This window comes from Clostridium porci (genome assembly GCF_009696375.1).
Lineage (GTDB): Bacteria > Bacillota > Clostridia > Lachnospirales > Lachnospiraceae > Enterocloster > Enterocloster porci.
The window spans coordinates 57,573-80,555 of sequence record NZ_VUMD01000001.1; the positions used below are offsets into that span (position 1 = coordinate 57,573).

25 protein-coding genes are annotated in these 22,983 nt (G+C 45.9%); 10 read left to right on the plus strand and 15 right to left on the minus strand.

The window, feature by feature from the left end; translation table 11 throughout:
• Positions 1–42: 42 nt before the first annotated feature.
• The 4 genes from FYJ39_RS00245 (at position 43) to FYJ39_RS00260 (ending at position 3,764) form a co-directional block, all read left to right on the plus strand.
• Positions 43–741, plus strand: a complete 699-nt coding sequence (locus tag FYJ39_RS00245; RefSeq protein WP_154470476.1) for a response regulator transcription factor — start codon at positions 43–45, stop codon at positions 739–741.
• Positions 728–1,768, plus strand: coding sequence for a sensor histidine kinase (locus FYJ39_RS00250; protein WP_154470477.1), 1,041 nt, complete (start codon positions 728–730; stop codon positions 1,766–1,768). Before FYJ39_RS00245 ends, FYJ39_RS00250 begins: the two co-directional genes overlap by 14 nt.
• A gap of 126 nt (positions 1,769–1,894) precedes the next feature.
• Complete coding sequence (locus FYJ39_RS00255) at positions 1,895–2,233, plus strand: hypothetical protein (RefSeq protein ID WP_154470478.1); 339 nt, start codon at positions 1,895–1,897, stop codon at positions 2,231–2,233.
• Positions 2,234–2,408: 175 nt separating this feature from the next.
• Positions 2,409–3,764 (plus strand): hemolysin family protein, encoded by a 1,356-nt coding sequence (locus tag FYJ39_RS00260; RefSeq protein ID WP_154470479.1) that lies wholly within the window; start codon positions 2,409–2,411, stop codon positions 3,762–3,764.
• 224 nt (positions 3,765–3,988) lie between these two features.
• On the opposite strand, the gene ychF is transcribed toward FYJ39_RS00260, so the two are convergent.
• The 7 genes from ychF to FYJ39_RS00295 form a co-directional block, all read right to left on the minus strand.
• Positions 3,989–5,086, minus strand: a complete 1,098-nt coding sequence (ychF, locus tag FYJ39_RS00265) for a redox-regulated ATPase YchF (RefSeq protein WP_154470480.1) — start codon at positions 5,084–5,086, stop codon at positions 3,989–3,991.
• Between the two features lie 700 nt (positions 5,087–5,786).
• Positions 5,787–5,954 carry an excisionase gene (locus tag FYJ39_RS00270; RefSeq protein ID WP_154470481.1) on the minus strand — a complete coding sequence of 56 codons (168 nt, stop codon included), beginning with the start codon at positions 5,952–5,954 and terminating at the stop codon, positions 5,787–5,789.
• 408 nt (positions 5,955–6,362) lie between these two features.
• Positions 6,363–6,554, minus strand: coding sequence for an ABC transporter ATP-binding protein (locus tag FYJ39_RS20390; protein WP_195840345.1), 192 nt, complete (start codon positions 6,552–6,554; stop codon positions 6,363–6,365).
• Positions 6,555–6,609: 55 nt separating this feature from the next.
• Positions 6,610–7,440 (minus strand): ABC transporter ATP-binding protein, encoded by an 831-nt coding sequence (locus tag FYJ39_RS00280; protein ID WP_154470482.1) that lies wholly within the window; start codon positions 7,438–7,440, stop codon positions 6,610–6,612.
• Between the two features lie 13 nt (positions 7,441–7,453).
• On the minus strand, positions 7,454–8,452 hold the full coding sequence (locus tag FYJ39_RS00285; protein ID WP_154470483.1) for a FecCD family ABC transporter permease: 999 nt from the start codon (positions 8,450–8,452) through the stop codon (positions 7,454–7,456).
• On the minus strand, positions 8,449–9,456 hold the full coding sequence (locus tag FYJ39_RS00290) for a FecCD family ABC transporter permease (protein WP_154470484.1): 1,008 nt from the start codon (positions 9,454–9,456) through the stop codon (positions 8,449–8,451). The genes FYJ39_RS00285 and FYJ39_RS00290 overlap by 4 nt, the downstream gene beginning before the upstream one ends.
• Positions 9,457–9,493: 37 nt before the next feature.
• Entirely contained in the window at positions 9,494–10,465 is a 972-nt protein-coding gene (locus FYJ39_RS00295) for an ABC transporter substrate-binding protein (RefSeq protein WP_154470485.1), read from the minus strand.
• A 273-nt stretch (positions 10,466–10,738) separates the two neighbouring features.
• Between FYJ39_RS00295 and FYJ39_RS00300 the strand changes: the two genes are divergently transcribed.
• Positions 10,739–11,650 carry a helix-turn-helix domain-containing protein gene (locus FYJ39_RS00300; RefSeq protein ID WP_154470486.1) on the plus strand — a complete coding sequence of 304 codons (912 nt, stop codon included), beginning with the start codon at positions 10,739–10,741 and terminating at the stop codon, positions 11,648–11,650.
• A 276-nt stretch (positions 11,651–11,926) separates the two neighbouring features.
• The gene (locus FYJ39_RS21425) at positions 11,927–12,067 is read left to right on the plus strand and encodes a helix-turn-helix domain-containing protein (protein WP_353847326.1); all 141 of its coding nucleotides are present in this window, start codon (positions 11,927–11,929) and stop codon (positions 12,065–12,067) included.
• A gap of 680 nt (positions 12,068–12,747) precedes the next feature.
• Here FYJ39_RS21425 and FYJ39_RS00310 read toward each other — a convergent pair.
• The 6 genes from FYJ39_RS00310 to FYJ39_RS00340 all read right to left on the minus strand — a co-directional run bounded on the left by FYJ39_RS00310 (position 12,748) and on the right by FYJ39_RS00340 (position 18,186).
• Positions 12,748–13,821, minus strand: coding sequence for a hypothetical protein (locus tag FYJ39_RS00310; protein ID WP_154470487.1), 1,074 nt, complete (start codon positions 13,819–13,821; stop codon positions 12,748–12,750).
• A 327-nt stretch (positions 13,822–14,148) separates the two neighbouring features.
• The gene (locus FYJ39_RS00315) at positions 14,149–15,771 is read right to left on the minus strand and encodes a recombinase family protein (protein ID WP_002334812.1); all 1,623 of its coding nucleotides are present in this window, start codon (positions 15,769–15,771) and stop codon (positions 14,149–14,151) included.
• A gap of 99 nt (positions 15,772–15,870) precedes the next feature.
• Positions 15,871–16,065 carry a hypothetical protein gene (locus FYJ39_RS00320; RefSeq protein WP_002334813.1) on the minus strand — a complete coding sequence of 65 codons (195 nt, stop codon included), beginning with the start codon at positions 16,063–16,065 and terminating at the stop codon, positions 15,871–15,873.
• A 72-nt stretch (positions 16,066–16,137) separates the two neighbouring features.
• Positions 16,138–17,082 carry a MobV family relaxase gene (mobV, locus tag FYJ39_RS00325; RefSeq protein WP_002334814.1) on the minus strand — a complete coding sequence of 315 codons (945 nt, stop codon included), beginning with the start codon at positions 17,080–17,082 and terminating at the stop codon, positions 16,138–16,140.
• Between the two features lie 183 nt (positions 17,083–17,265).
• Positions 17,266–17,661, minus strand: coding sequence for a replication initiator protein A (locus FYJ39_RS00335; RefSeq protein ID WP_002588752.1), 396 nt, complete (start codon positions 17,659–17,661; stop codon positions 17,266–17,268).
• Positions 17,662–17,772: 111 nt separating this feature from the next.
• Positions 17,773–18,186 carry a cysteine-rich VLP domain-containing protein gene (locus tag FYJ39_RS00340; RefSeq protein WP_002588751.1) on the minus strand — a complete coding sequence of 138 codons (414 nt, stop codon included), beginning with the start codon at positions 18,184–18,186 and terminating at the stop codon, positions 17,773–17,775.
• 338 nt (positions 18,187–18,524) lie between these two features.
• On the opposite strand from FYJ39_RS00340, the gene FYJ39_RS00345 reads away from it, so the two are divergent.
• The 3 genes from FYJ39_RS00345 (at position 18,525) to FYJ39_RS00355 (ending at position 20,944) form a co-directional block, all read left to right on the plus strand.
• Complete coding sequence (locus tag FYJ39_RS00345; RefSeq protein WP_002334816.1) at positions 18,525–19,328, plus strand: helix-turn-helix domain-containing protein; 804 nt, start codon at positions 18,525–18,527, stop codon at positions 19,326–19,328.
• Positions 19,329–19,356: 28 nt separating this feature from the next.
• Entirely contained in the window at positions 19,357–19,902 is a 546-nt protein-coding gene (locus FYJ39_RS00350; RefSeq protein WP_001071501.1) for an AAA family ATPase, read from the plus strand.
• A 175-nt stretch (positions 19,903–20,077) separates the two neighbouring features.
• Positions 20,078–20,944, plus strand: a complete 867-nt coding sequence (locus FYJ39_RS00355; protein WP_001255868.1) for an aminoglycoside 6-adenylyltransferase AadE — start codon at positions 20,078–20,080, stop codon at positions 20,942–20,944.
• Here the strand turns inward: FYJ39_RS00355 and FYJ39_RS00360 are convergent.
• A complete protein-coding gene (locus tag FYJ39_RS00360) occupies positions 20,893–21,303 on the minus strand; it encodes a hypothetical protein (protein ID WP_002334817.1) in 411 nt (136 codons plus the stop codon). The two genes, FYJ39_RS00355 and FYJ39_RS00360, sit on opposite strands and share 52 nt — an antisense overlap.
• Positions 21,304–21,542: 239 nt before the next feature.
• Positions 21,543–21,671, minus strand: a complete 129-nt coding sequence (locus FYJ39_RS00370) for a helix-turn-helix transcriptional regulator (protein WP_154470488.1) — start codon at positions 21,669–21,671, stop codon at positions 21,543–21,545.
• Between the two features lie 383 nt (positions 21,672–22,054).
• Here FYJ39_RS00370 and lgt point away from each other — a divergent pair, with 383 nt between their 5' ends.
• Entirely contained in the window at positions 22,055–22,912 is an 858-nt protein-coding gene (gene lgt, locus FYJ39_RS00375) for a prolipoprotein diacylglyceryl transferase (protein ID WP_154470489.1), read from the plus strand.
• Positions 22,913–22,983: the final 71 nt, after the last annotated feature.

Here is a 22,983-nt window from a genome sequence, read left to right on the forward strand (position 1 = left end):
TCCTCCATGGAGCATTGGAATAGAAGGGTGAAAGGGATAGATATGAAGGAAGGAAAATACAATCTGCTGATTGCGGATGATGAGAAGGAAATCAGAGATATTTTGCGGCTGCTTCTGGAAGGGGAGGGATACGAGCTTAGCATTGCGGAAAATGGGAGGGAAGCCATAGACCTTGCTTCGGATGAAATCGATCTGTATATTCTGGACGTAAATATGCCGGAGCTGTCCGGCTTTATGGCGGGAGCAGAAATAAGGAAGCGCTATGAGGCGCCCATGATTTTTTTGACGGCATATTCCGGTGAGTCTGATAAGGTGATGGGCTTTTCGGTTGGGGCGGATGATTATATTGTCAAGCCCTTTTCCAATATGGAGCTTTTGATGCGTATAAAGGCGGTTTTACGCAGAAGTGAACGAGGATGCGCAAAGGGGCTGGCGGGTAAGAAAAGTAAGCTTCTGTTTCAGGATCTGGCATTAAACCTGGAGAATCAGTCGGTTCTGCGGCAGGATGAGGTGATTCCGCTGACTCATACGGAATTTAAGATCCTGGAGCTTCTGGTGACTCACAAGCGGAAAATCTATACCCTTGAAAATATTTATCAGAGCATTTGGGAGGAGAATGCTGTAGGTGACAGTACCATTATGGTGCATATTAAAAATATAAGAAAAAAATTAGGGGATGATTCCAGAAATCCGAAATACATAAAAACGGCATGGGGAAGAGGGTATTATGTGGAGGAGTAGAAAAAAAGAAAGAAGAGAACGGCTTTCCTGGGAAGTGCTGGGAATATTGGGCGCGACGGCAGCCATAGCCATATTCTTTTTTGGTTTTTTATATTATACAGCAATGTCTGTGGCAACCACATATTATGAAGAAAAGGATATTTACCTGACAGAAATGCAGATACTGACCATGAATGGGTGGATACGCAGCCTAAGCCTTTGTGCGGCAGTTATTTTCTTTGTGGCCCTGTTTTTATTTTTGATGGCTCAGAAATTAATGTATCTGCGGGAGATCATCCATGGGGTGGAGGCTCTTAGAACACACAGAATGGATTTTGTTATACCGGTGGAGGGGAACAACGAGTTGGCGGAGCTGGCCCAAAGCATTAATTTTCTCGCTGAAACGGAACGAATGATGAAAGCCAGGGAAAGTGAGATGCAAAAGGAACGAGAGGGATTGATACGTACACTGTCACATGATATCAGGACGCCTTTGACAGCGATTTTATCCTATACGGAGTATATGAAGCAGAAAGGTCAGCCGGAACCGGAGGAAGTGTATGAATATGTTGGACTGATGGGACGTAAGGCGCAGCAGATAAAGGAGCTGACGGACCGCCTTTTAGATACGGGACGAAGAAGCTCGGAGCGAATCGATAATGGAAAGCTGCTGATGGAGCAGCTGGCTGCGGAATGGGAGGATGGATTGGAGGAAGAGTTTGACTGTACAGTTCATTTGGAACACTGCCCCGCATTTTCGGGAACCTTTGATGTACAGGAACTGAGACGGATTTTTGATAATCTAGCTTCAAATGTGGAAAAATATGCCGACCCCGAAGGTAAGGTAGAGCTGTGGGTGTCTGAGCAGGGGGAGGGCCTGGTAATACGGCAGAGGAACAGGAGAAAGGCGGAGAAAGCGAAGGTGGAGAGCCACAAGCTTGGATTAGAAAGCATTCGCCAGATTGCGCGCAACCATGGCGGGGATGTAGATACCGAATCAGATGAGAGTATGTTTGAAATTCGGATTCTGCTTTCTGGGATACTCTGAACTGAGGGGTAAATGGAGGTATCTTTAGAATTCTTTAGAAATATCTCTTAACTTTTTTTATAAATTCCTGCTACGATACTCTCATCAAAGGCAAACAAAGCCAAAAGAAAGAGAGGAAATGAGGAAATGATTTTAACTTCGTTAGATATGCTGGTGATTGTATTTTTATCCATGAGTGTTGTAAGTGTGCTGGGAATATTGCTCCTTTTTTTGCTGAAAAGTGAGAAAATAACAAAGGTTATTTTTTATTTTCTTGCAGGGCTAGGTATGGCAACTGCATATATGAACAGCGCCAGTACCCCTCCGGGCTTTATGGGGGAGGTAGTGACAGGATGGGGGCTGGGAGGGCTCAGCGCTGTTGCGATCCTTGTGCAGATAATAGGGAAAACACAAAAAAGCTTTATGGCTGCTAAAATACTGGTAACGGTATCTGTTCTGGCCGGTATCGTAAATCTTTTTCTTTGAGAGGCTTTTTAAGGTGTACAGGAGCAGTCTCTAAGGCTACTTATGAGTCTCATAAAATTGCTTGTTGAACCGATCCTCCCCATGTTTATAAAATTTTAGCAGACAATCAGCATGAGTTCAGGTATAATAACGGATGTAGTCTGAATTGAAACATGTAAAGGAGGAATAGCAGACAATGGAATCTGACCCTCAAGCGGCCAATATTCTGTTACAAATCACCATTCTTGTCATACTGACCCTTATCAATGCCTTTTTTTCAGGCTCCGAGATGGCGGTTGTATCTGTGAACAAGAACAAAATTCACCGTCTGGCAGAGCAGGGCAATAAAAACGCGGCCCTGATCCAGCGGCTGATGGAGGACTCTACGGTATTTTTGTCCACCATCCAGGTAGCGATTACCCTGGCTGGATTCTTCTCCAGCGCATCGGCGGCCACAGGCATTGCCCAGGTACTGGCAGTGCGTATGGCCCGGCTGAATATACCCTACAGCCAGGCAGCCGCAGGCTTTGTGGTGACGCTTATCCTCGCCTATTTTAATCTGGTATTTGGAGAGTTGGTACCAAAGCGTGTGGCCCTTCAGAAGGCGGAGGCTTTCAGTCTGTTTTGCGTCCGTCCCATTTACCGTATTTCCCGGATTATGAATCCCTTTATCAGATTGCTGTCTCTGTCTACCAGCGGCTTTTTAAAGCTGATCGGTATGCACAAGGAGGCTCTGGAGACGGAGGTGTCAGAGGAGGAGATTAAATCCATGCTGAAAACTGGCAGTGAAAATGGAGTGTTCAACGATATTGAGAAGGAAATGATTACGTCTATTTTTTCCTTCGATGACAAGCGGGCTAAGGAGGTCATGGTGCCCAGGCAGGATATGGTTGTAATTAACGGGGGGGAGTCGCTGGAATCGTATATTGATAAGATCCTTCAGTCCAGGCATGGAAGAATCCCGGTGTATGAAGGAGAGATCGATAACATAATCGGTATTTTGTCAGTGAGCGATCTGATGATTCAGGCTAGAAAGCAGCCTATTCAGGACATAGATATACGGCCTTTTTTAAAGCAACCCTACTTTGTGCCGGAAAACCGAAGAACCGACGTGCTTTTTAAAGAAATGCAGAGGAGCAAGACGAAGCTGGCCATTCTGATTGACGAATACGGAGGTGTATCGGGACTGGTAACTCTGGAGGATTTAATTGAGGAAATCGTAGGGGAGATTCACGATGAGTATGAGGAGGTGGAGCCGCAGTTTGTTGAGCTGATACCTCACAGTACCTACCAGGTATCCGGGGGAATTTCCATATTTGATTTGAATGAAGCCCTTCCTTTAAACATAAACAGTATCTGCGATACGCTGTCTGGTTATCTCATGGAGCAGCTTGGGTATATTCCAAACCCGCAGCAGCTTCCGCTGACGCTGTCCACCTCGGAAGCGGATTATGAGATTGAAGTCATGGAGGATAAGGTGATCAGCTGTGTAAGGCTGGTTCTAAAGGAACAGAAGCAGCGCAATGAGGCCCAGGAGCTGAAAGGGCCGTAAGGATATATAAAAACAACCGGTATACTCCAGTCCTGGCTTATGGAGTACCGGTTGTTTTTAGTTTACTGGAAAGCAGCTTATCTTTCTTCTGAGGCCATGAGAGTGCCTGTTCAAATGCTATATCCGGGAAGACTTTAATGCTAAATCGACGTTTGGGACATCCTCATGACTTTGTTGACATATCAGGCCTTCGTTTCATTTCCAATAAATGTAATTTCATGCTTTTATACATTGAAGCGGAAGAGCACTACATCTCCGTCCTTCATCACATAATCCTTACCCTCTGAGCGCACGAGTCCTTTTTCCTTGGCTGCGGCCATGCTGCCGCAATTCATCAGGTCATCATAGCTTACGACTTCGGCGCGGATGAAGCCGCGTTCAAAATCACTATGAATTTTTCCTGCCGCCTGAGGAGCCCTTGTGCCTTCCTTGATGGTCCATGCGCGGCTTTCCTGTGGGCCGGCTGTGAGATAACTCATCAGGCCAAGGATGCGGTAGCTGGCTGCGATGAGCTTTTCAAGGCCGGATTCTGTAAGACCTAAGTCATCTAAGAACATAGCCCTTTCTTCATCCTCCAGTTCGGCCAGCTCCTGCTCGATCTCAGCGCAGATTACGAATACTTCGCTGCCGCTTTCAGCTGCAAAGCTACGGACTGTCTGTACATAGGAATTATCTGCGCCGTCATTTGCAAGGTCATCCTCAGCTACGTTGGCTGCGAAAATAACAGGCTTCCAGGTAAGAAGGGTAAGGGTATTGATAAATTCGGCAGTATCTTCATCTTCAGTTTTAAAGCTGCGGGCCAGCTTGCCCTCCTCCAGGTGGGCCTTTAAGGCTTTTAAAAGCTCCACCTCCTTTGCCAGCTCTTTGTTGTTGAAGGCTCCTTTGGACTGCTTGGCAATCCGCCGTTCCAGCATCTCAATATCGGAGAAAATAAGTTCCAGATTAATGGTCTCGATGTCCCTCAGAGGATTTACACTTCCGTCTACATGAATGACGTTGGGGTTATCGAAGCAGCGGACTACGTGAATGATAGCATCTACCTCCCGAATATTGGACAGAAACTGATTGCCAAGACCTTCGCCTTTGGAGGCGCCTTTTACCAGGCCCGCGATATCTACAAATTCAATGACAGCGGGAGTAGTTTTTGCGGAATGGTACATGGCGGTCAGCTTATCCAGACGCTCGTCAGGAACAGGCACTACGCCTACATTGGGGTCAATGGTACAGAAGGGATAGTTGGCAGATTCTGCTCCTGCCTTTGTCAGAGAGTTAAAAAGCGTACTTTTACCTACATTTGGGAGTCCTACGATACCTAATTTCATTTTTATCTTTACCTGTCTGAAAACCCTTGATTTTACGGAGTTTTCGCCTTTCTCTATATTTTTATTACACCCTTTTTACACCTTTTTTCAACTGTGGGTGTAACTGTTTCAAATTGATGAACAGCATTTACAAGGGACTCGTCCGTAACATGACTTTGTTTTCGGTGGGCCAGAACGCCAATAGCCCCGGTCATGTCGATATTCAAGGCTTTTGTTGACTGTCAGAGTTGCTTATTCCAATCAACGGCGATCCATGTCAGGCCTATCAATTCAGCCGTCCTCAATCCCGTTTCCAAAAGTAACGCATACTGTCTGTACTTGTGCGAACGTGCCGCTGCTTTCAACATTTTTCAATTGTGATATACGCTTGTCGAATGGTTGACCCTGCATAAGGGGTTTCCATTCGATTTAGAACCGCTTTGCAGTGTATGGGTTTTACATCAGCTATGCACATAGACCCGCTCACTGGCTGAATATTCCATTTATAACGTTCTCAATAATTCCGCTTTGTGTTCAGAGCAAGGTCACAAATAATATTGTCAACCCAATAATTGAACCACCTTTGCCTTTTAAATTTTTTCCCATACCGGACTCCTTTCTCTACAAAAAAGAGTCCAACGCGACTATAAAGTATAGCATAAAGACTCCGATTTTTCAATCTAATTCGGCAAATAATACCGCATTGTAATTGTAAGTTTCTCTATATAGAAAGTTCCCTCTGGATATATTCCTTAAATTCTCTTCGTTTAACCAGCTTCCGCGTACCGATATACAGCACAAACGGACAATTAGGCTGCTCCAACATGGTATCAATCTTGTTGATACCGATATTGCTGTATTCAGCCACTTCCCGTATAGTCAAAGTCATTTTGAGGTGGATAGGTACTTTTTCCTCTCCATCTCTGTCCGCTGGGTATAGTCCCTTGCTGTTGTGCAGCGCCGGGGCAGCGGATACTCGTTTCTTCTATCCATAGAGTTATCTCCTTTCTAAAATGCGAAAAAGGTTAATAGAAATAGAGAAAATGAGCTTTAATCGGACGGCTGTTAGCAACAGCCTCACAGGGGTTTCACCTCGGCCCATGCTTGTGAGTGCGCCGCGCAATGCTGTGTGGGCGTTCAATGGGGAGTATCATTAGGTGTTTTGCGCTGTCGTCGCCCACAAAGCCGCTACGCTTGCTTTGCAGCGCGGTGTTGATCGCTCGGCTTTCTCCATAGAAAAAGCGTCATGGCGCACCCGCCTTCTGGCTCGACGCAAAAGGAACGTATCTGATTTGCCTTATACTGCGCCGGCGGCCTTCCGACAGGCTTTCTTTGTCAAGGGCATCGCGCCAGCAAAGTCCTTATAGCTTTCTGCGGTCAGACTGTAGGTTTTCATAACCGGCATGCCGTCGATAAACTGCATAACCGCGGAATTGAGCTTTCCCTGCAAACGGTGGTATTCTGCCATTTGTTTCCCTGTAACCGCCATGGCAATCCCCTGACAAGCGGGGCCAAGAGGCAAAGCGACATAATCGGATTGACCGTCAGCATATAGGCGAACATAATAATGGGGGCGCAGTCTCTGTATGTTCTGTTGTCCTGTATGGGAGACACACAGGGACATTTAATATCGGATGGTTGATAACCTCCGACTCAACATCAAACACTTCACGCAAGGTCTGCGGGGTGATGATCTCCGCCGGCGTGCCGGAAGCATATAACATTCCGTTTTTTATCGCTACAAGATAATCGGAAAACATTATGGCGTGGTTCAGATCGTGAAGGATCATTACAACAGTGACACCGCTCTCCTGGTTGAGCTTGCGTAAGAGATACAGAATATCCAGTTGATGAGAAATATCCAGGTATGTGGTTGGCTCGTCCAAAAATAACAGCTCCGTTTTTTGTGCAAGCGCCATAGCGATCCATGCTCGCTGCTGCTGTCCTCCTGAGAGCTGATCCATTTCACGATAGGAAAGCTCGGTCATGTTTGTGCTGGCAAGCGCCCATTCAACGATCTCCCTGTCTTGCATACTCAGTCCTCCTAAGGATGAGCGATAAGGGAATCGTCCATATTCAACGAGATCATTTACCGTGATGCCGGAGGGGGGGTGAGCCCCTTGTGGTAGGAGTGCAAGTTTTTGTGCAACGGTTTTTGCCGGCATTTTATGAATTGCTTCCCCATCCAGATACACATATCCGGAATCGGGAGAAAGGATGCGGCACAGGGTTTTCAAAATGGTGGATTTTCCGGAGCCGTTTGACCCGATCAGCGTTGTGATTTTGCCTTCAGGGACATCTAAATTAAGCTCTCTGAATACTTTTTTGCCATTGTAACCGGCAGATAATCCTTTTGCCTGCATTCGAGATTGCATAGATATTCCTCCTTCAAAACCGCTTACGAAGTAAAAACAGAAAATACGGGGCTGTGAGCACGGAGCTTACGATCCCAACAGGGATTTCGCGGGGTTGAAATGCTGAACGGCCAAGCGTGTCTGCCAAAAGCAGCATCAATGCACCGAAAAGCATAGATACAGGCATTAAAATTCGATGCCTGCCACCAATCAATCGCCGTGCTATATGCGGGGAGACAAGGCCAACAAAGCTGATGCCGCCGCTGACGGAAACACATACAGACGTGAGGGCAACTGAGGCAAACAGGAGAAGCCTTCGTTCCGTCTCCACGCGGACACCCAAGGACAGAGCAGGATTCTCCCCCAAGGTGAGGATGTCCAGGACATTCATTCTTGTAAAAAGAATCGGGAGCAGAAGGAGCAAATAAGGCAGCAAAGCCTTGACCTGATACCAGCTTGTTCCCCACATATTCCCTGCAAGCCACCTTGCGACAATCTGATAGCTGCTGTTATCCATATTGGCAGCCATCATCAACATGAAAGATGAAAAGAGCGCCGCAAGACCGACTCCTCCCAGCAAGAAATATGCCGGGTGAAGTTTCCCTTTCCGTTTCGCAAAGAGATAAAGTATTCCGATTGTGCAAAGCCCACCCGTTATGGCAAAGATCGGCTGAAATACCATTGTGCGAATATGCAGTGCCGGAAAGAATGCCAGAAACAACATGACGGCAAAGCCCGCCCCGGCATTGATGCCCAATATCCCCGGATCGGCAAGTGGGTTTCCCGTCACTGTCTGCATAACACATCCGGAGAGAGCCAGTCCCATCCCGCACAAAAGCGAAAGCGTGATGCGAGGGAGACGAAACTGTACGACCACCACAGACACCTCACCTGAGCCTGGCTGCAATAAGCTCTGAAAAACTGTCGGGTACGGTATTTTTGCGTAGCCGCTGTTCACAGACAAAAGCACCCCCACTGCTATCATCAGCAGAAGAACAAGAGGTATCAGACAGTGCTTATGCGCTCTTTTCATAGGGTTCTTGCCTCCTTTCGATAGGTGAGTGCAAAAAAGACAGGAACGCCGATCATGGATACCAGCGCCCCAACAGGTGTATCGAAAGGGGCGTTTATTGTCCGAGCTGCCACATCCGCCAAGACAAGCACAATGCCGCCCAGCAGAGCAGATACGGGCAGTATCCTCCGGTAATCTCCACCGACAAGAAAGCGGGAAATGTGCGGAACAATCAATCCAAGAAAAGATATACCCCCCACAAGCGAAACGCTTGCCCCCGCCAAAAGCAGCACCACAAGGATACCGATCAACCTGACGCTTCGGACGTTGATACCAAGTCCGATAGCGCTGTCTTCTCCGAGAGCCAGTACCGATAAGTGCCCGGAGAGTGTAAACCCAATAATCCCGGCCACAACAATAAACGGAACAATCAGCCTCAAGCCTTGCCATGTGATTCCAGACAAGCTGCCTGCGCTCCAAAAGGAGAGAGCTTTTGCAATCCCAAAGGCAAGGGAGACAGCCTGGCTCATTGCGGTAAGTAAAGCTGAAATCGCAGCACCCGCAAGAATCAGCCGGAACGATTCCGTTTTTCGCTTTCCTACGCCAAATCCATAGACCAGGATCACCGCAAAAGTGGCTCCGGCAAAGGCCGAAAGTATGGTAACGATGCTCGGAGCAGCAGGCAGGAATACAACGGATAGCGCAACAAAGAATCCGGCTCCCGCATTGATCCCCAAAAGCCCGGCGTCGGCCAATGGATTGCGGGAAAGCCCCTGCATTACAGCGCCGGAGAGAGAAAAGGCCGCCCCTGTAAGACAGGCGGCCAATGCTCTTGGCATGCGCATATCAATCATGATCTTGCCAATATCCGAAGCGTTGGCAGGGCTCATCATGGTGTCTGCAAAGATTTTGATGTTTCCGCCCGCTATTCCAGTACAAACAGAAAAAGCAAACGAAAGGAGGAGCAGCAGACACAATCCAATGATTACAAGAACAAATGACGCGGCAGACTGTCGATACCTCATTCTTGTCTGAATCTTCTTTGCGGTTGCATCTGCCCCATTACTCAACATTTCCGTGATTCAAAACAGCGTTTGCGAGCTTTTCCAAATAGAGAGCCTTGCCCATGGCCGTATACGCCATGTTGTACTGTGCTTCATTGTTCCCGTAATACACATTTCCGGCTTGCACAGCTTTTAGGTTCTGCCAGGCAGCGAGGTTTCCTGTATCCCCAGCCGTGCCGTCATCGCTGAAAAAGAAGATATGATCTGCGTCAATCAGAGAGAAGTATTCGGCGTCAACGACCTCTCCCCAGACATCCTCTGGAACGCCCGCCGAAGGAACAAGTTTCAGCTCGTCATAGATCAATTCTCCGGGGCCCCCGGTGCGATAGACATAGTAAGATCCAAAATGAACAGAATTGGCCTCAAGGACAGCAAAGGTCTCATTGCTAACGACTTCCTTGATTTTTGCCGCAAGCTCGACAGCGTTGGCGTCATAGTCTGCAAGCCATTTTTCTACATCAGCTTCCTTGTGAAACCACTGGCCCAACTGCTGAAAGCGGCCTCGCCAATTCACATAGCTTATGTTATCGTCGATCATAACCGTAGGAGCTATGTTTTGTAACTGTTCATAGATCTTATCATGCCGGATGTTCATAATAATGAGGTCTGGTTTCAATTCTGCGATTTTCTCAAGATTCAAGTCGCCAGTCGAGGAAGCTCCTGAGTAATTTCCCACGACCTCAATATTTTTGTCGCTAAATACCTGTTTCAGATGATCCGGAACGGATACGCCGTCAAACATGCTGGTATTTGCCGAAGCGATCACGTTCATATTTAGAATCAAAAGCTCCTCCGTCAAACCTGCTACATCAACAATACGTTGAGGGTCAGCGGGAATAGTTACTTCTCCTTTCATGTCCTTAACGACAACGGTATCCTTCGACCCCTGCGTATCAGTTCCCGTTGTGGAGCAAGCGGCAAGAGAAAGCACGAGAACAAGGCATAAGACAAGAATTATAGTCTTCTTCATTTTGATTTCCTCCATACGATAGCACCGCACGTTAGGTTGAGCTAACGTGCGGGCAAAATTATCAGTTCAAACTGACGAAATAAGTATAGGCTATCCAATTCTTCTTTTCTGCCCGCAGAGGGAGCTTTTTTGCCCCTTGCCGGATTGTGCGAATGCCTGCCATAAAAGAATGGCTTGACTGGTTAGCGTTATATAACTATAATAAAATTGTATCTTTTGAAGAATTAAGCTTATACATCTTCTGAAAACACCTCTTATGAAAGGATGACATAAATGTTGTACACACCTTTTCGATATGAAGCTTCGGATATTTTTCCGCGCCGGATACTTCCCATACGACCAGAGTTGCATATCATCATGTCCGCTGGCACATTCACAGATAAAACAAAAAGAGATACTGCCACCACATCCCCTATGTTTGAGTTAAGTTATACTCGGAAGGGTTCTATTTCCGGAGAGGTGGATAACACTCTTGTAGAAGTGCAACCCGGCCATGCATTGGTTGGATTCATGGGTTCCGTTTGCGCACACGCTGAATATGACAGAGGCGAAAATGTACGGTTGTATTCGATTTGGGCAAGTCCCCGTGCGTTTAATGAATTTTGTGAAGCCGTTAGTGGAAAATCCAACATCTCTTTTCAGGATTTCCAGAACAGGAATTACGCATTCTATCATTGTAGAATGGATATGCGAGAGGAAAGCATTTTGGGGAAACTGGACGGTTGTTTTTTAGGTGAACGCGATGCAATAAACCGCCTGTTGGTCGAAAGCTGCGTCTTGGAGCTCCTGTCTATCAATCTAGAACGCTTGCTTTATGATGGTGGTGGGAAGGGCGCGAGCGGCCTGTCCAGAACAGAAGTGGACAGCCTGAAATATGCCCGCGAGATTCTGTTAAATCGACTGGAATCGCCTCCCACATTGCTTGAGCTCTCCAGCCTGGTTAATTTGAATGACTGCAAGCTAAAAAGGGCTTTCAAGCTCCTTTTCGGGAAAACGGTCTATGAATATGTCAGGGAACAGCGCCTTGAGAAAGCGTATCATCTGTTAGATAGTGGTATATGTAATGTAAGTGAAGCTGCCTTTGCTGTAGGATATACAAACATCAGCCACTTTTCTGAGGCATTTCAAAAGAAATACGGTGTGTTGCCACGCGTAGTTAAAAGGGAGCGCCATACTTTGGCGTAAAGTACTTGGCAAACGGGGCGAATGTTTATACACTCACGATAATCTTCTGTCATGCGAGCAGCTTTTTCTGATTTACTCTTTTTCAAATTCAAATGCGCCAATATCCAGATGTTCCTCTCTCAACCTCTCAGCGCATACATAAGAAATTCGTTCAGAAATGCGGCTCTCTAGGATCTTTTAGTCAAGGGAATGGAACTATAAAATAGCGGCATGTATTTTGCTACATCATTCCCAAACCTATTGATGAACTATACAATGGTGGCAGGTGATAAAAATATGGCAAAAGGTAGAGCAATGCCCGGCTTTGAAATCTTTGGCTCTGACGTGAAAGCGGCCCGTGAAAAGTTGGAAATGCCCCGAAGAGAGTTTGCGGAAAAGATCGGAGTCGATCCCCGGTATCTGGCGAACATCGAATGAAAGGCAACAATCCCATGTATGCCGCTGGTGGTACAGCTATTCCACCTGTGCAGCCTCCCGGCAGAAAAGTATTTCAACTCGGCGCTGCGGCAGGAAGAAACAGAGCAATGACAGCGAGTGAAATAGAAGGTGTAACTATGCTCGGAAACATACCTGCCTGCTATCGGGAGCGCCATAGATGAGCTTATGAAGTTAGACAAGTAAGAGCCGCTTCCTGTATGTGAGGAAGATGCCTCTTATTTTTCACTTTTTAGGAAACTTCGCAAATCGACAAAGATGGTGTATAATAGACTAGAAATAAAAAATGGCATAGCAAAAGAGCGAAGGTGTGACTTCGCCATGACGCCGCCTATGTAGTTTTTTGTTTTTGGTGGATCATCCTGTTGATGTTATCCATACCATGTTTGCCAGGGCGGAGGACATATTGGATGTATTCAAAGTGGCCAGAAAAAATAGTTTGGAGAATGTTGTAATCATGCATAAGAACGTTTTACAATAAAAAGTTGCAAAGGAAAATCCCCCAAATCCCTCATGAGTGAGGGGAAGGGGAGTTGAGAGTGCCGAAAGCACGTTGTTCTGCCATTTTTCCGCTCGAAGTGAATGAACAGGCACTTTGTCAACAGCCTCAAGTTGGCCCGAAGCCATAAGCTATACTACGTCTATTTTTAGTTGACAGATATTTACTGTAAAAATTGTTTCAAATGTTCTCCAACATTAGATGGTATTTCATAGTAACGCGGAAGCTCAAAATTTGGCATATCAGTATATGAATACGCTGTCCCATCTTCAATATAATAAATATCTTCTGCTTGATACAATATATCTCTTGACTGTTCTTTTAATTGAGGATTTATAGTTTTTCTTTCTAACGCATATCTTACAATAGAAAGAATAGGTTTGGAGTTCTCCGGTATACTTTCAACGATTATCCAATTATACATTTCTTCTTGATTTAGAAAATCAGTGATTTCATGCAAATCAATAATTTGAGTAATTGCATTATCAGCAGCAGAAATGATTTCTATTTTTTGTTCTTTTGAAACACTGGCAACGCCCTCGTATGTAATAGAGTTACTAACAAATTGAGGCAAAAAATCAGTATTCCCTGTATTATCATATGATAAATTTTTGTTCAGGTAATCTTCGGTATCAACAACCCAGATATTTGCAGAAACAGCGTTTGCGAAATCTACATCAACTAATAAAATCCACTTTTCATTTTGCCTTTCAGCTTCTAATTGTAGAACAACAGCTTTTGTGTCATCCGGTGGTATTTTTTTAATTTCATCTATCATTTCAGAATCAGTTTCAACTCTTTGAACAATACCTTTCATATTCAAATTAGTAATCCGTAGTTTCAGTTTTGCAGTATCATTATCCTGCACAATATCTAAAATTTCCCATGAGAGGTTTTTAATTATCTCATTGTCAAGTTGATACACTAAATCCTTGTCGGAATCAACTTCCTTTTCTTCACTTAATTCCCCAAATAAAGTATACTCAACATTTTCAGTTCCCCACGGAGTAACCATTATCTGCCTATTATTTGTATAAGCATTAAATTTATCCATATCAAGATTTTTTAATGCCATCATAGTATCGTTTATCGTATTTTTCAAATCTTCATTTTTTTCATTTGAAAAGGTAGAGCTTGTCAAGGTCAAATTATTTTGAGAAATACCGTCATGCCCATTTCCACAAGCACATAAACAAAGAATAAGTAAACTACTCAAAATAATACGCCCTAAAAACATTTTAATCCTCCTTAAAATATGGAACCTAATAGCTCCATTGATATAACAAAAAGTACAGGTACTACTACAAATACACCAAAGGCAATTATAAATATCGTGAGTGCTACTCTTATAGACGCAGGCAAATCATGTAATTTATTAAATCCCTTTTTTTCCTTATATACAATATGATCCTTGTATACTATTTGATTATCGAGTTCCTTGCCTGTTAATATATAATCGGTGCTAACTTTATAAATATCACTCAACTTCAAAATATTATTGATGTCTGGATTTGCTTGGCCCGTTTCCCTTAGTTAAAGATATTGTTGGGTATCTCAAGATGTGTCATTCGATTTTGCCGATAAAGCGGTAGAAGATTTCCACTTCCTGTTCCCGGCTTCCGTCCTCACTTTTGACCGCTTCATGGACAAGGATTTTTTCAATCAGCGTATTCAGAAGTTCAGCCGTCAATTCTGTGGGATTGACATACTGTTTCATCAGACCTATCCACTTTTCAGCGTCAACCGCTGTCTGGGCGGCGGTCTCCATCGCTTCGTGAAGCCGTTCAATTTTTACGTCCAATTCTCGCTGTTCGCCCTGATACTTTTCGGACAGCATATTGAAATTGTATTCTGTAATGCGTCCGGCAGACCAGTCCTCATACATTTTTGCAAACAGGGTGTCTACTTCTGCTTTGCGCTTTTCCGCCTTTTTCAGTTCGGCTGTCTGCCGCTTCCTTGCAGTATTGCGTTCCTTGTCGCTGGCGTTAAGTAGCCGTTTCAGAAGTTTGTCCCCATCCTGCTGTGCCAGCACAGACCAGTATTGCAGACGGGAAAGGACATAGGCGTAAAGCACATCATAGCGGATATAGTGCATGGAACACTGGTGCAATCCTTGCCCGTACTTGCTACAATGGTAGTGGGCATAGGGATTTTTGTTCTGGCTGTTCATACCATAGGCCAGCGACCAGCCGCAGTCCGCACATTTTACCAGCCCGGAAAATATCTGTGTTGTGCCGTTCTTCTGCCGTCTGCGCCTGTTGCAAATCTGCTCCTGTACTTGACGGAACACATCTTCGGAAATAATCGCTTCGTGGGTGTTCTCCACACGATACCATTCCTCTTTTGGCTTGCGTACTTTCTTCTTGTTTTTGAATGAAATGTTGGTCTGCTTATTGTGGACGCTGTGTCCGATATAGGTTTCCTCTTTCAGAATACTTTTCACCTGCGCTATCGTCCACGCATAGGCTTTTTCCTCCGGCGCTCCGGCATAGATATTTGCGAAAGTGCCGTATCTCTGGAAATTCAGCCAGCCGGGAGTAGGTACTTTTTCTTCGACCAAAATCCGTGTAATGCTGGCGGCTCCCCGGCCATGAACGGCAAGGTCAAAAATCTTTTCGATAATCCACCTTGTTTCCGGGTCAATCAGAAGATGGCCTTTCTTATCTGGGTCTTTGACATAGCCAAGCGGAGCATAGGCTCCATAGTGTGCGCCATTTGCGAACCGTGTCCGCATGGCCGCCTTTACCTTTTTGCTGGTCTGGCGGGCGTGCATTTCATTCAGAATGTTGAGGAATGGGGCAAGCTCATTCTCTCCGTTGATGGTGTCCACATTGTCATTGACAGCGATATAGCGGACGCCTTTGCTGGGAAAGTAGATTTCCGTGTACTGGCCGGTCAGAATGTAGTTTCTGCCTAAGCGGGATAAATCCTTCGTAACAACGCAGTTGATTTTCCCGTCCTCAATGTCATCAATCATTCTCTGAAAATCCGGCCTGTCAAAGTTCGTTCCAGACCATCCATCGTCGATATATTCATCTATGACATTCAGGCCATGCTCGGCGGCATATTGCCGGAGCATCATGCGTTGTGTCTGAATACTCCCGCTTTCTCCTTGCAGTTCATCGTCCCGGCTCAATCTCATATAAAGCGCCGTGTTGTAAATCGTAGTATTGTAAGGTTGTTTCACCGTAAAAATCCTCCTTCTAAAGAAACAACCCACGCTTACAATACTTTTGCTCTATGGCAATTATATCATAAGCGTGGGCGTGTTATCAATGATGGGCTATCAGGTTGAAGCGGCTTTTTCTGCGGTATGCCGCACCACATCTACAATCAGATCACCGAGGGGCTTCCCGCCTGCGGCGAAGTGTTCGGAGATTTTTATACGGTTGTTCCCACATACAAAATACTGCGTGCCGTTCTCTGCTTGTATAACCTGCCCTGTTCGGGGTGTAAAAATATCGCTTTCACTTTTTGCCATCCAGTGTCCTCCATATTCAGTTTTCAAGGTACAATGCCGCACAGAGGCGGCGAAAATTTCTGCTTATATCTATCACCTTTCCTTTACCGTGTGCCGCTGCTGACGTTTCAGTTCCGCCAGTATATCCGGCGGGATACGGTCAACCAGCCGCTGTAAATTGTCCAGTTCGCTTTTCAGCTTTGCCCGTTCCATCGTATCTTTCATCTTTCCTTTTTCGCTGGCCTTTGCCCTTGCTTCCAACTTCTCATTCTCCGCCAGCAGGTCATTGATTGTGACCTTGTACTTTTTCAACTGCCCGGAGAAATTCTCCATCTGCGGGAACCACTTTTTCAGCATGGAGAGGGCTTCCTCTTTTTTCTTTCCGGCGTTCAGCGGGTTAATGCCGTCCAGTGTGGCTTCAATGGCTCTTGCCTGCCGGGAGAGGGAAACCGCCTGTTTGAAAAGCCGGGTGGGGATATGCTTCCGGCCTGTCCTGCTGGCGCTCTCCCCACGCTCCAAGTCAGGATATTTCTCCACCATATAGGCGTGAAAATCGTCCTGCCACTTCGTCAGGTTTGCCCGGTTGCCGATAATCTCCTTTGCACACAGGCGGTTGTCCTTTGTCAGCGGAACAAAGGTCAAATGCAGGTGGGGCGTTTTCTCGTCCATGTGTACCACCGCCGACACGATATTTTCCCGTCCTACCCGGCCAATGAGGAAGTCCGCCGCCCTCTGGAAAAACGCCTGTATCTCCTTTGGGGATTTCCCCTTGAAAAACTCCGGGCTGGCAGTTACCAGCGTATCGACAAACCGTGTGCTGTCCTTGCGGGTTCGGCACCCGGCCTGTTCAATGCGGTTTTGAATGAAATGATAGTACCTGCCCTCTGGCTTGACGATATGAAAGTTGTACTTGCTCCGGCTTGTGTCAATGTCGGGGTTGCTGGCGTATTGTTCTTTCTGTCTTTCGTGATGGGCTTCCAGCGGCCTTGCCGGGTTGCCCTTGTGCTTCTCAAACCGCAAAATTGCGTGTTGTGCCATTCTGCTCCTTTCCCCATTCCTTTCCTATCCGGGGTTTTCCACAGGGAAAATCCCGCAGAAATTAGCTCGGATAGGATTGGAATGGATAGAATATAAATAAATCTTTTTAATCTTTGTATTTCTATATACCGTCCGGTTTTCGTACTTCCGGGGAGTGATTTCCTCACTTCATAAGTACGGTTTTCAGCCCTCCGGCGTACCAGAACCGGATTTCTTGAAGTCGGTGTTTGGAACCGCTTCATAGGATTTTGGGAAAATGCGGTTGGGTTTTCCACAGCCCTGCTTCTGGATCTCCACCAGCCCGGCGTATTGCAGTTCCCGCAGGGTGTTTACCGCTTTCTGCCGCCCACAGTGGAGCAGGTCAACCACCTCGCAGATGGGATAGTACAGATAAATCCGTCCGCAATCATCCGCCCACCCATTCTTGCGGGATAACTCTGTCCGGCGCAGGATAAAGGCGTACAGAACCTTTGCCTCGTTGGACAAGGGCTTGAATGTGGGGGCTTCAAAGAGGAAATTCGGGAGCCGGGTGAAGCTGAACGCCTTTTCCGGCTGATGGATATAGATGGTATTTGTCATAGTGCGTTTTGTGGACGGTTAGAAGCCCGTTTTCCGGGGCGGGCGATACTTTATACCACCAGCCCCGGTTTGGGGCTTGCGAAGCCTGATAAATCAAGGCTTTTTTCGCTCCTAACTGTCCACAGCAGACCTCCTTTTCCGTTCACTTTCTGTTTTCTGCCGCCTGTGAACTCTGGCGGCACAGCCGGGGCAGTATTTTGCCCGGTTGGATTTGGGGACGAACACACCGCCGCAGACCTCACAGCGTTTCAAGTCCTTATCCCGGAAAATCTCCGCTTCCAGCGTCCCGTCCAGCGGCAAGACCGCCCAGCGGAACCACTTACAGCAGACCGAGAAAGAAATCGTCTGCGGACAGGTGCAGGTGTCCCCATCGTCAAGGACAATGCAGTTGCCGTCCTCACAGCAACAGCACTCCCGGCGTATCAGGCTGGCCGCCTGTTTTCTCTGCGCCGGGGTCATGCGGTAAAGGGAACCGTCCGGCCTGCGTTCCAGCGGCGGCAAGTCTTTATAGGGGTTATCTCTCATGCGTTCCCTCCATTTTGCTTTCCGTTGCCGTTCTCCCCGAAAAGGTTTCCTGCCCCATTCCTGCGGCGTGTTCCGGCGTTGGCACGCTCCTCGCAACTTCGGGACATTTTGTCCCGAAGTCCGACTCCTTGCGGTGCTTCCCCAGCCGGGGTATTCCTTTTCGGACGGTCATTCTGTTTTCAAGGTGCCGTCCATCGATGAACTACCCTAAGTCTACACGAAAAAAATGCAATTCCCGGAATATTGCGAGAATTGCATTTTGATGAAGTTTACACTTTGGAAATTGCATTTTTGCAATCATTCTGTATAATGGAAGTATGCGGAGGAGGTGCGTATCTATGGCTTTACCCGGAACGCCCGGACAGCGGATTTCCGATTTATGCAACGGGAACCACATCACACAAAAGGAACTTGCGGAGAAGATAGGCGTTTCCGCTTCCCAGTTGAGCCGCATTGTCAGCGGCGAAACAAGAACGGTCAGCAGTGATATTCTCATAGGTGTGGCAAAGGAATTTAAGGTATCGACAGACTACATACTGGGCTTGTCTACCGTGAGCGTTCGTAAAAGCTACGATATTTCTGAATTAGGCTTGTCCGAGGGAGCCGTGAGGGGGCTTGTGACGGGTGCTGTTGATGTGCAAATCCTCAACCGCCTGTTGGAACACAGGAATTTTCCTAAGCTGATAGATTTGATACGGATTTATTTTCAGGATACGGCGGCAAAGGGCATAACAGCAAGAAACCAGCTTATCGAGATGGCAACGGCTTCCCTGTCCGACCTGATGAAAGAACACCCGGAACACCGGGCAGAAGCGAAGCAGGATTTACAGCTTTTGAACGCCCAAAAGATAGGGGAACATGAAGCGGAGATTGAAAAAATCAAAAATGTGTTCCTGGCTATCCTGCGGGACATTAAGAAAGACATTGACAACGGGGAACAGCCGGGAGAAGCTGTGACCGCCGCTATGTTCCAAGCCATGCGGGACGCACTGGCGGAACAGAAACAAAAACCACTTTCCATTGACGATGTAACGGCGATGATAGCTGGACAGATCGGACAGCTTACACCGATGGATAAAGAAACTGTTGAAATGTTCCAGCAGTTTGCGAAGAAGATGATTGAGCAGGCAGGAACAAAGTGATAAATTTGAATTGTGAGGGAAAATACAGATGAATCAAGGAAGAATTATTGTGATTACAGGCTCACCGGGGACAGGAAAAACAACAACTGCGTCAATTGTCGCAAAGGAATCAGATATGGATAAATCAGTGCATATGCACACCGATGACTTTTTTCATTACTTAAGCAAAGGCGCAATACCACCACATTTGCCAGAATCCAACGAGCAAAATCTGGTTGTCATTGAAGCCTTTTTAGAAGCTGCAAAGCGATATGCTCGTGGCGGATATGATGTAATTGTAGATGGGATTGTCGGGCCATGGTTTTTGGAGCCATGGAAAGCTCTTGCCCAAGAAGATTACGAGGTACACTATATTGTATTAAGAGCGAGTAAAAAAGAAACTATGAAGCGAGCTGTGGAACGCTCAAAATTAGATAGAAAAACAAATATTGAATTAGTGGAAACAATGTGGGAGCAATTTTCCGGTTTGGGAGTATATGAATCAAATGTCATAGACACAACTACATTCACAATTAAAGATACGGTTTCCGCAATAAAAGAAAGAGTTGCATGTGGGACGTCTTTACTATCTTAGACATTCCCATTTGTCAGGAAGATAGCAAAGCCAGCCGAGCCAGTCAACGGTCAAGATGAACGGCGCATTTCATGCGCCGCCGTTGACAGTCCCGCCCGTCTTTGCTAAAGGGTAATCAAGGCGGGAAAGCCCTAAAATGGCTTCACACCTATTTCAATAATTGGAGGAGATAAAAATGAGATCAGAAAAGGAAGTTTATGATATTGTTTTGAATTTTGCAAAAACAGACAAACGCATTCGCATGGTTACTTTGGAAGGATCTAGAACAAATACAAATATTCCGCCTGATGATTTTCAGGATTTTGATATTACTTTTTTTGTTACGGATATGGACAGCTTCACAAGTGATGATAAATGGCTAGATATATTTGGTGAAAGGTTGATTCTGCAAAAGCCGGAAGATATGGAATTATTTCCAGCTGTAGAAAAGGGATTTTCATATTTAATGCTGTTTACTGATGATGTTAAGATAGATTTAACTTTGCTGCCGCTGGAACTGATAGACGAGTATTTTACATGGGATAAACTGGTAAAGTTACTGTTGGATAAAGACAACCGTATCGTAAAGCCGCCAATACCAACGGATATAGACTACCACTTGCAGAAGCCTACTCAAAGAATGTTTGACGATTGCTGTAATGAATTTTGGAATACTACAACATATGTAGTAAAGGGCTTATGCCGCAAAGAAATTCTTTTTGCTATTGACCATATGAATGATATAGTACGAAAAGAATTGCTTCGCATGATTTCCTGGCTGATTGGTATCAAACAGGGATTTCATTTCAGTTTGGGAAAAAACTATAAATTTATGAAGCAATATGTCCCAGAGGAATTGTGGGAACGACTTATGTCCACTTATAATATGGATTCCTATCCCCATATGTGGGAATCCTTTGAACAATGTATGGCATTGTTCCGGGAGGTTTCGTCAGAAGTGGCATGCCAGTTGGATTACCAGTATCCACTATATGATGAAAAAATCAGTAATTATGTGATTCGGCAAAAGAAAAAATATGGCATTGAAGATGATAACAAATAAAATTTTTTCAATCGAAAAAATTTATTTTGATTATTCAATTTTGAAAAACTGAATACCTCAAAATCAGAAAGAGAGCGGCCAAGCACTTTGAGGGATTGGCCGCCTTGTCCACCCATCCAGCGGGACAGCGGGCGGAGGTCAAGGCCGGGTGTAAACCCGTTCATTTCAGCCTTGACGGTTGCCCGTTGTCCTGCTACTTTTCCGGGAGTGTGGCCACAACTTCGGGACACTTTGTCCACAAGTTGGAGCGTAGGACGAGGAACTGGGGCTTTCATATACGCCCTGTCTGCTGATGAGTCCAGACCTGCGCTTGCGGCTCCACGCCACGCAAGCACAGCCCTGTTTTCCTGCCGCTTCAAATGCCCTTGCCCTCCCCGGCGGCAACGGCATTTTCACGGCAACGCCGGCAGAGCGTATAACACACTACACTTTGCTTCGCAAAGTCGTGTGCCAAATGGGGGCGTTGCCCCCTTTGGAAACCCCCACAAGAAAAGGCGGTACGCTACCCCTCCACGGGGCGCATACCGCCTTTTCTTGTTATCCAGCCCTCCGGCTGTATCGGTTGAGCAAAAGTCCGCGTGGGATTGATGTGGTATCTTTAACTTTGGGAAACTCCACCTTCCCATTTGGAAATAGCCTGTCTTGAAACATCTAATTTTTCTGCTAATTGTTCTTGAGATAAGTTATGTGATTTTCTTAACGCCTGCAATCTATCTGATAAAGTCATTATCTTTCCTCCTATATGCTATCATTTCGCTATGGTTGCGAACCACCAACTAGAGCTGAAATTTAGTCAACCAATGGTTGCAACTTCTACTTTTAGTCTATATAGCTATCATAATGGCATTATTGGATTGAAAAGTCATTCTCTTGTTTATAAAAAGCACAACCAGTCAACCCTCGGTTTTACGGACTTTCGCTGAGGTATATAGATTTATAAAAAAGGATGTAATTTTATAGCTGAAAGCTGCAGCTCCTGCCTTCCTATTTTAATACAGCCTTTTTATCATATCATAAAACCATTGGAAATAAAAGAAAAAAATAGAATTGCATTTTAGGCTGGTTAGGAGTAAAATGGGTAAGAATCTTACGTGTGGAAGGAGTTTATTTATGGAATCAGGAGCAGATTTAAGCTTTGTGAACCTGGGAATTACCATACAAAATCTGCCGAATCATATAACCGTGTTTGGCTTTCCCATTGCGTTTTATGGAATCATCATCGGTCTGGGGATGCTGGCCGGTATGGCGGTGGCATTTTCAGATGCCAGGCGCAGAGGGCAGGATCCGGAAGTTTATCTGGATTTCGCTATCTATGCTATTTTCTTTTCCATCCTGGGAGCCCGTCTTTATTATGTAATTTTTTCCTGGAAGGATTATAAGGACAACCTTCTGGAGATACTGAATCTGCGGGCAGGGGGACTTGCTATTTATGGAGGCGTAATCGGAGCGGTTTTGACGCTGATCGTTTTTACAAAGGTGAGAAAGCAGTCCTTTTTTTCCATGGCAGACAGCGGTGTTTTGGGGTTGATAACAGGCCAAATCATTGGGCGGTGGGGGAATTTCTTTAACTGTGAGGCGTTTGGAGGCTATACGGAGAACCTTTTCGCCATGCGGATTAAGAAGAGCTTGGTAGCTCCGGCTATGATCTCTCAGCAGCTGAAGGCTCATGAGATTGTGGAGAACGGCGTTGCCTATATACAGGTTCATCCAACGTTTTTCTATGAATCTGTGTGGAACCTGTGTGTTTTGGCTTTCATGCTCTGGTACAGGAAGCATAAGCGGTTTGAAGGAGAGATGCTCTGGATTTACTTTTTGGGCTACGGCTTGGGACGTGTCTGGATCGAGGGACTGCGTACCGATCAGCTGAAGCTTCCGGGAACCGGATTGGCTGTATCCCAGCTTCTGTCTGCCATTTTGGTGGTAGTATCAGCAGGAGTGATTTGCTACAGGCGCAGACATTTGAAATAGGGGAAAGAAAGTGGAGGGAAAAAACCTCGCCAGTAAGAGATCATAAAGGTTGAAAGCCTATATTTTGTACA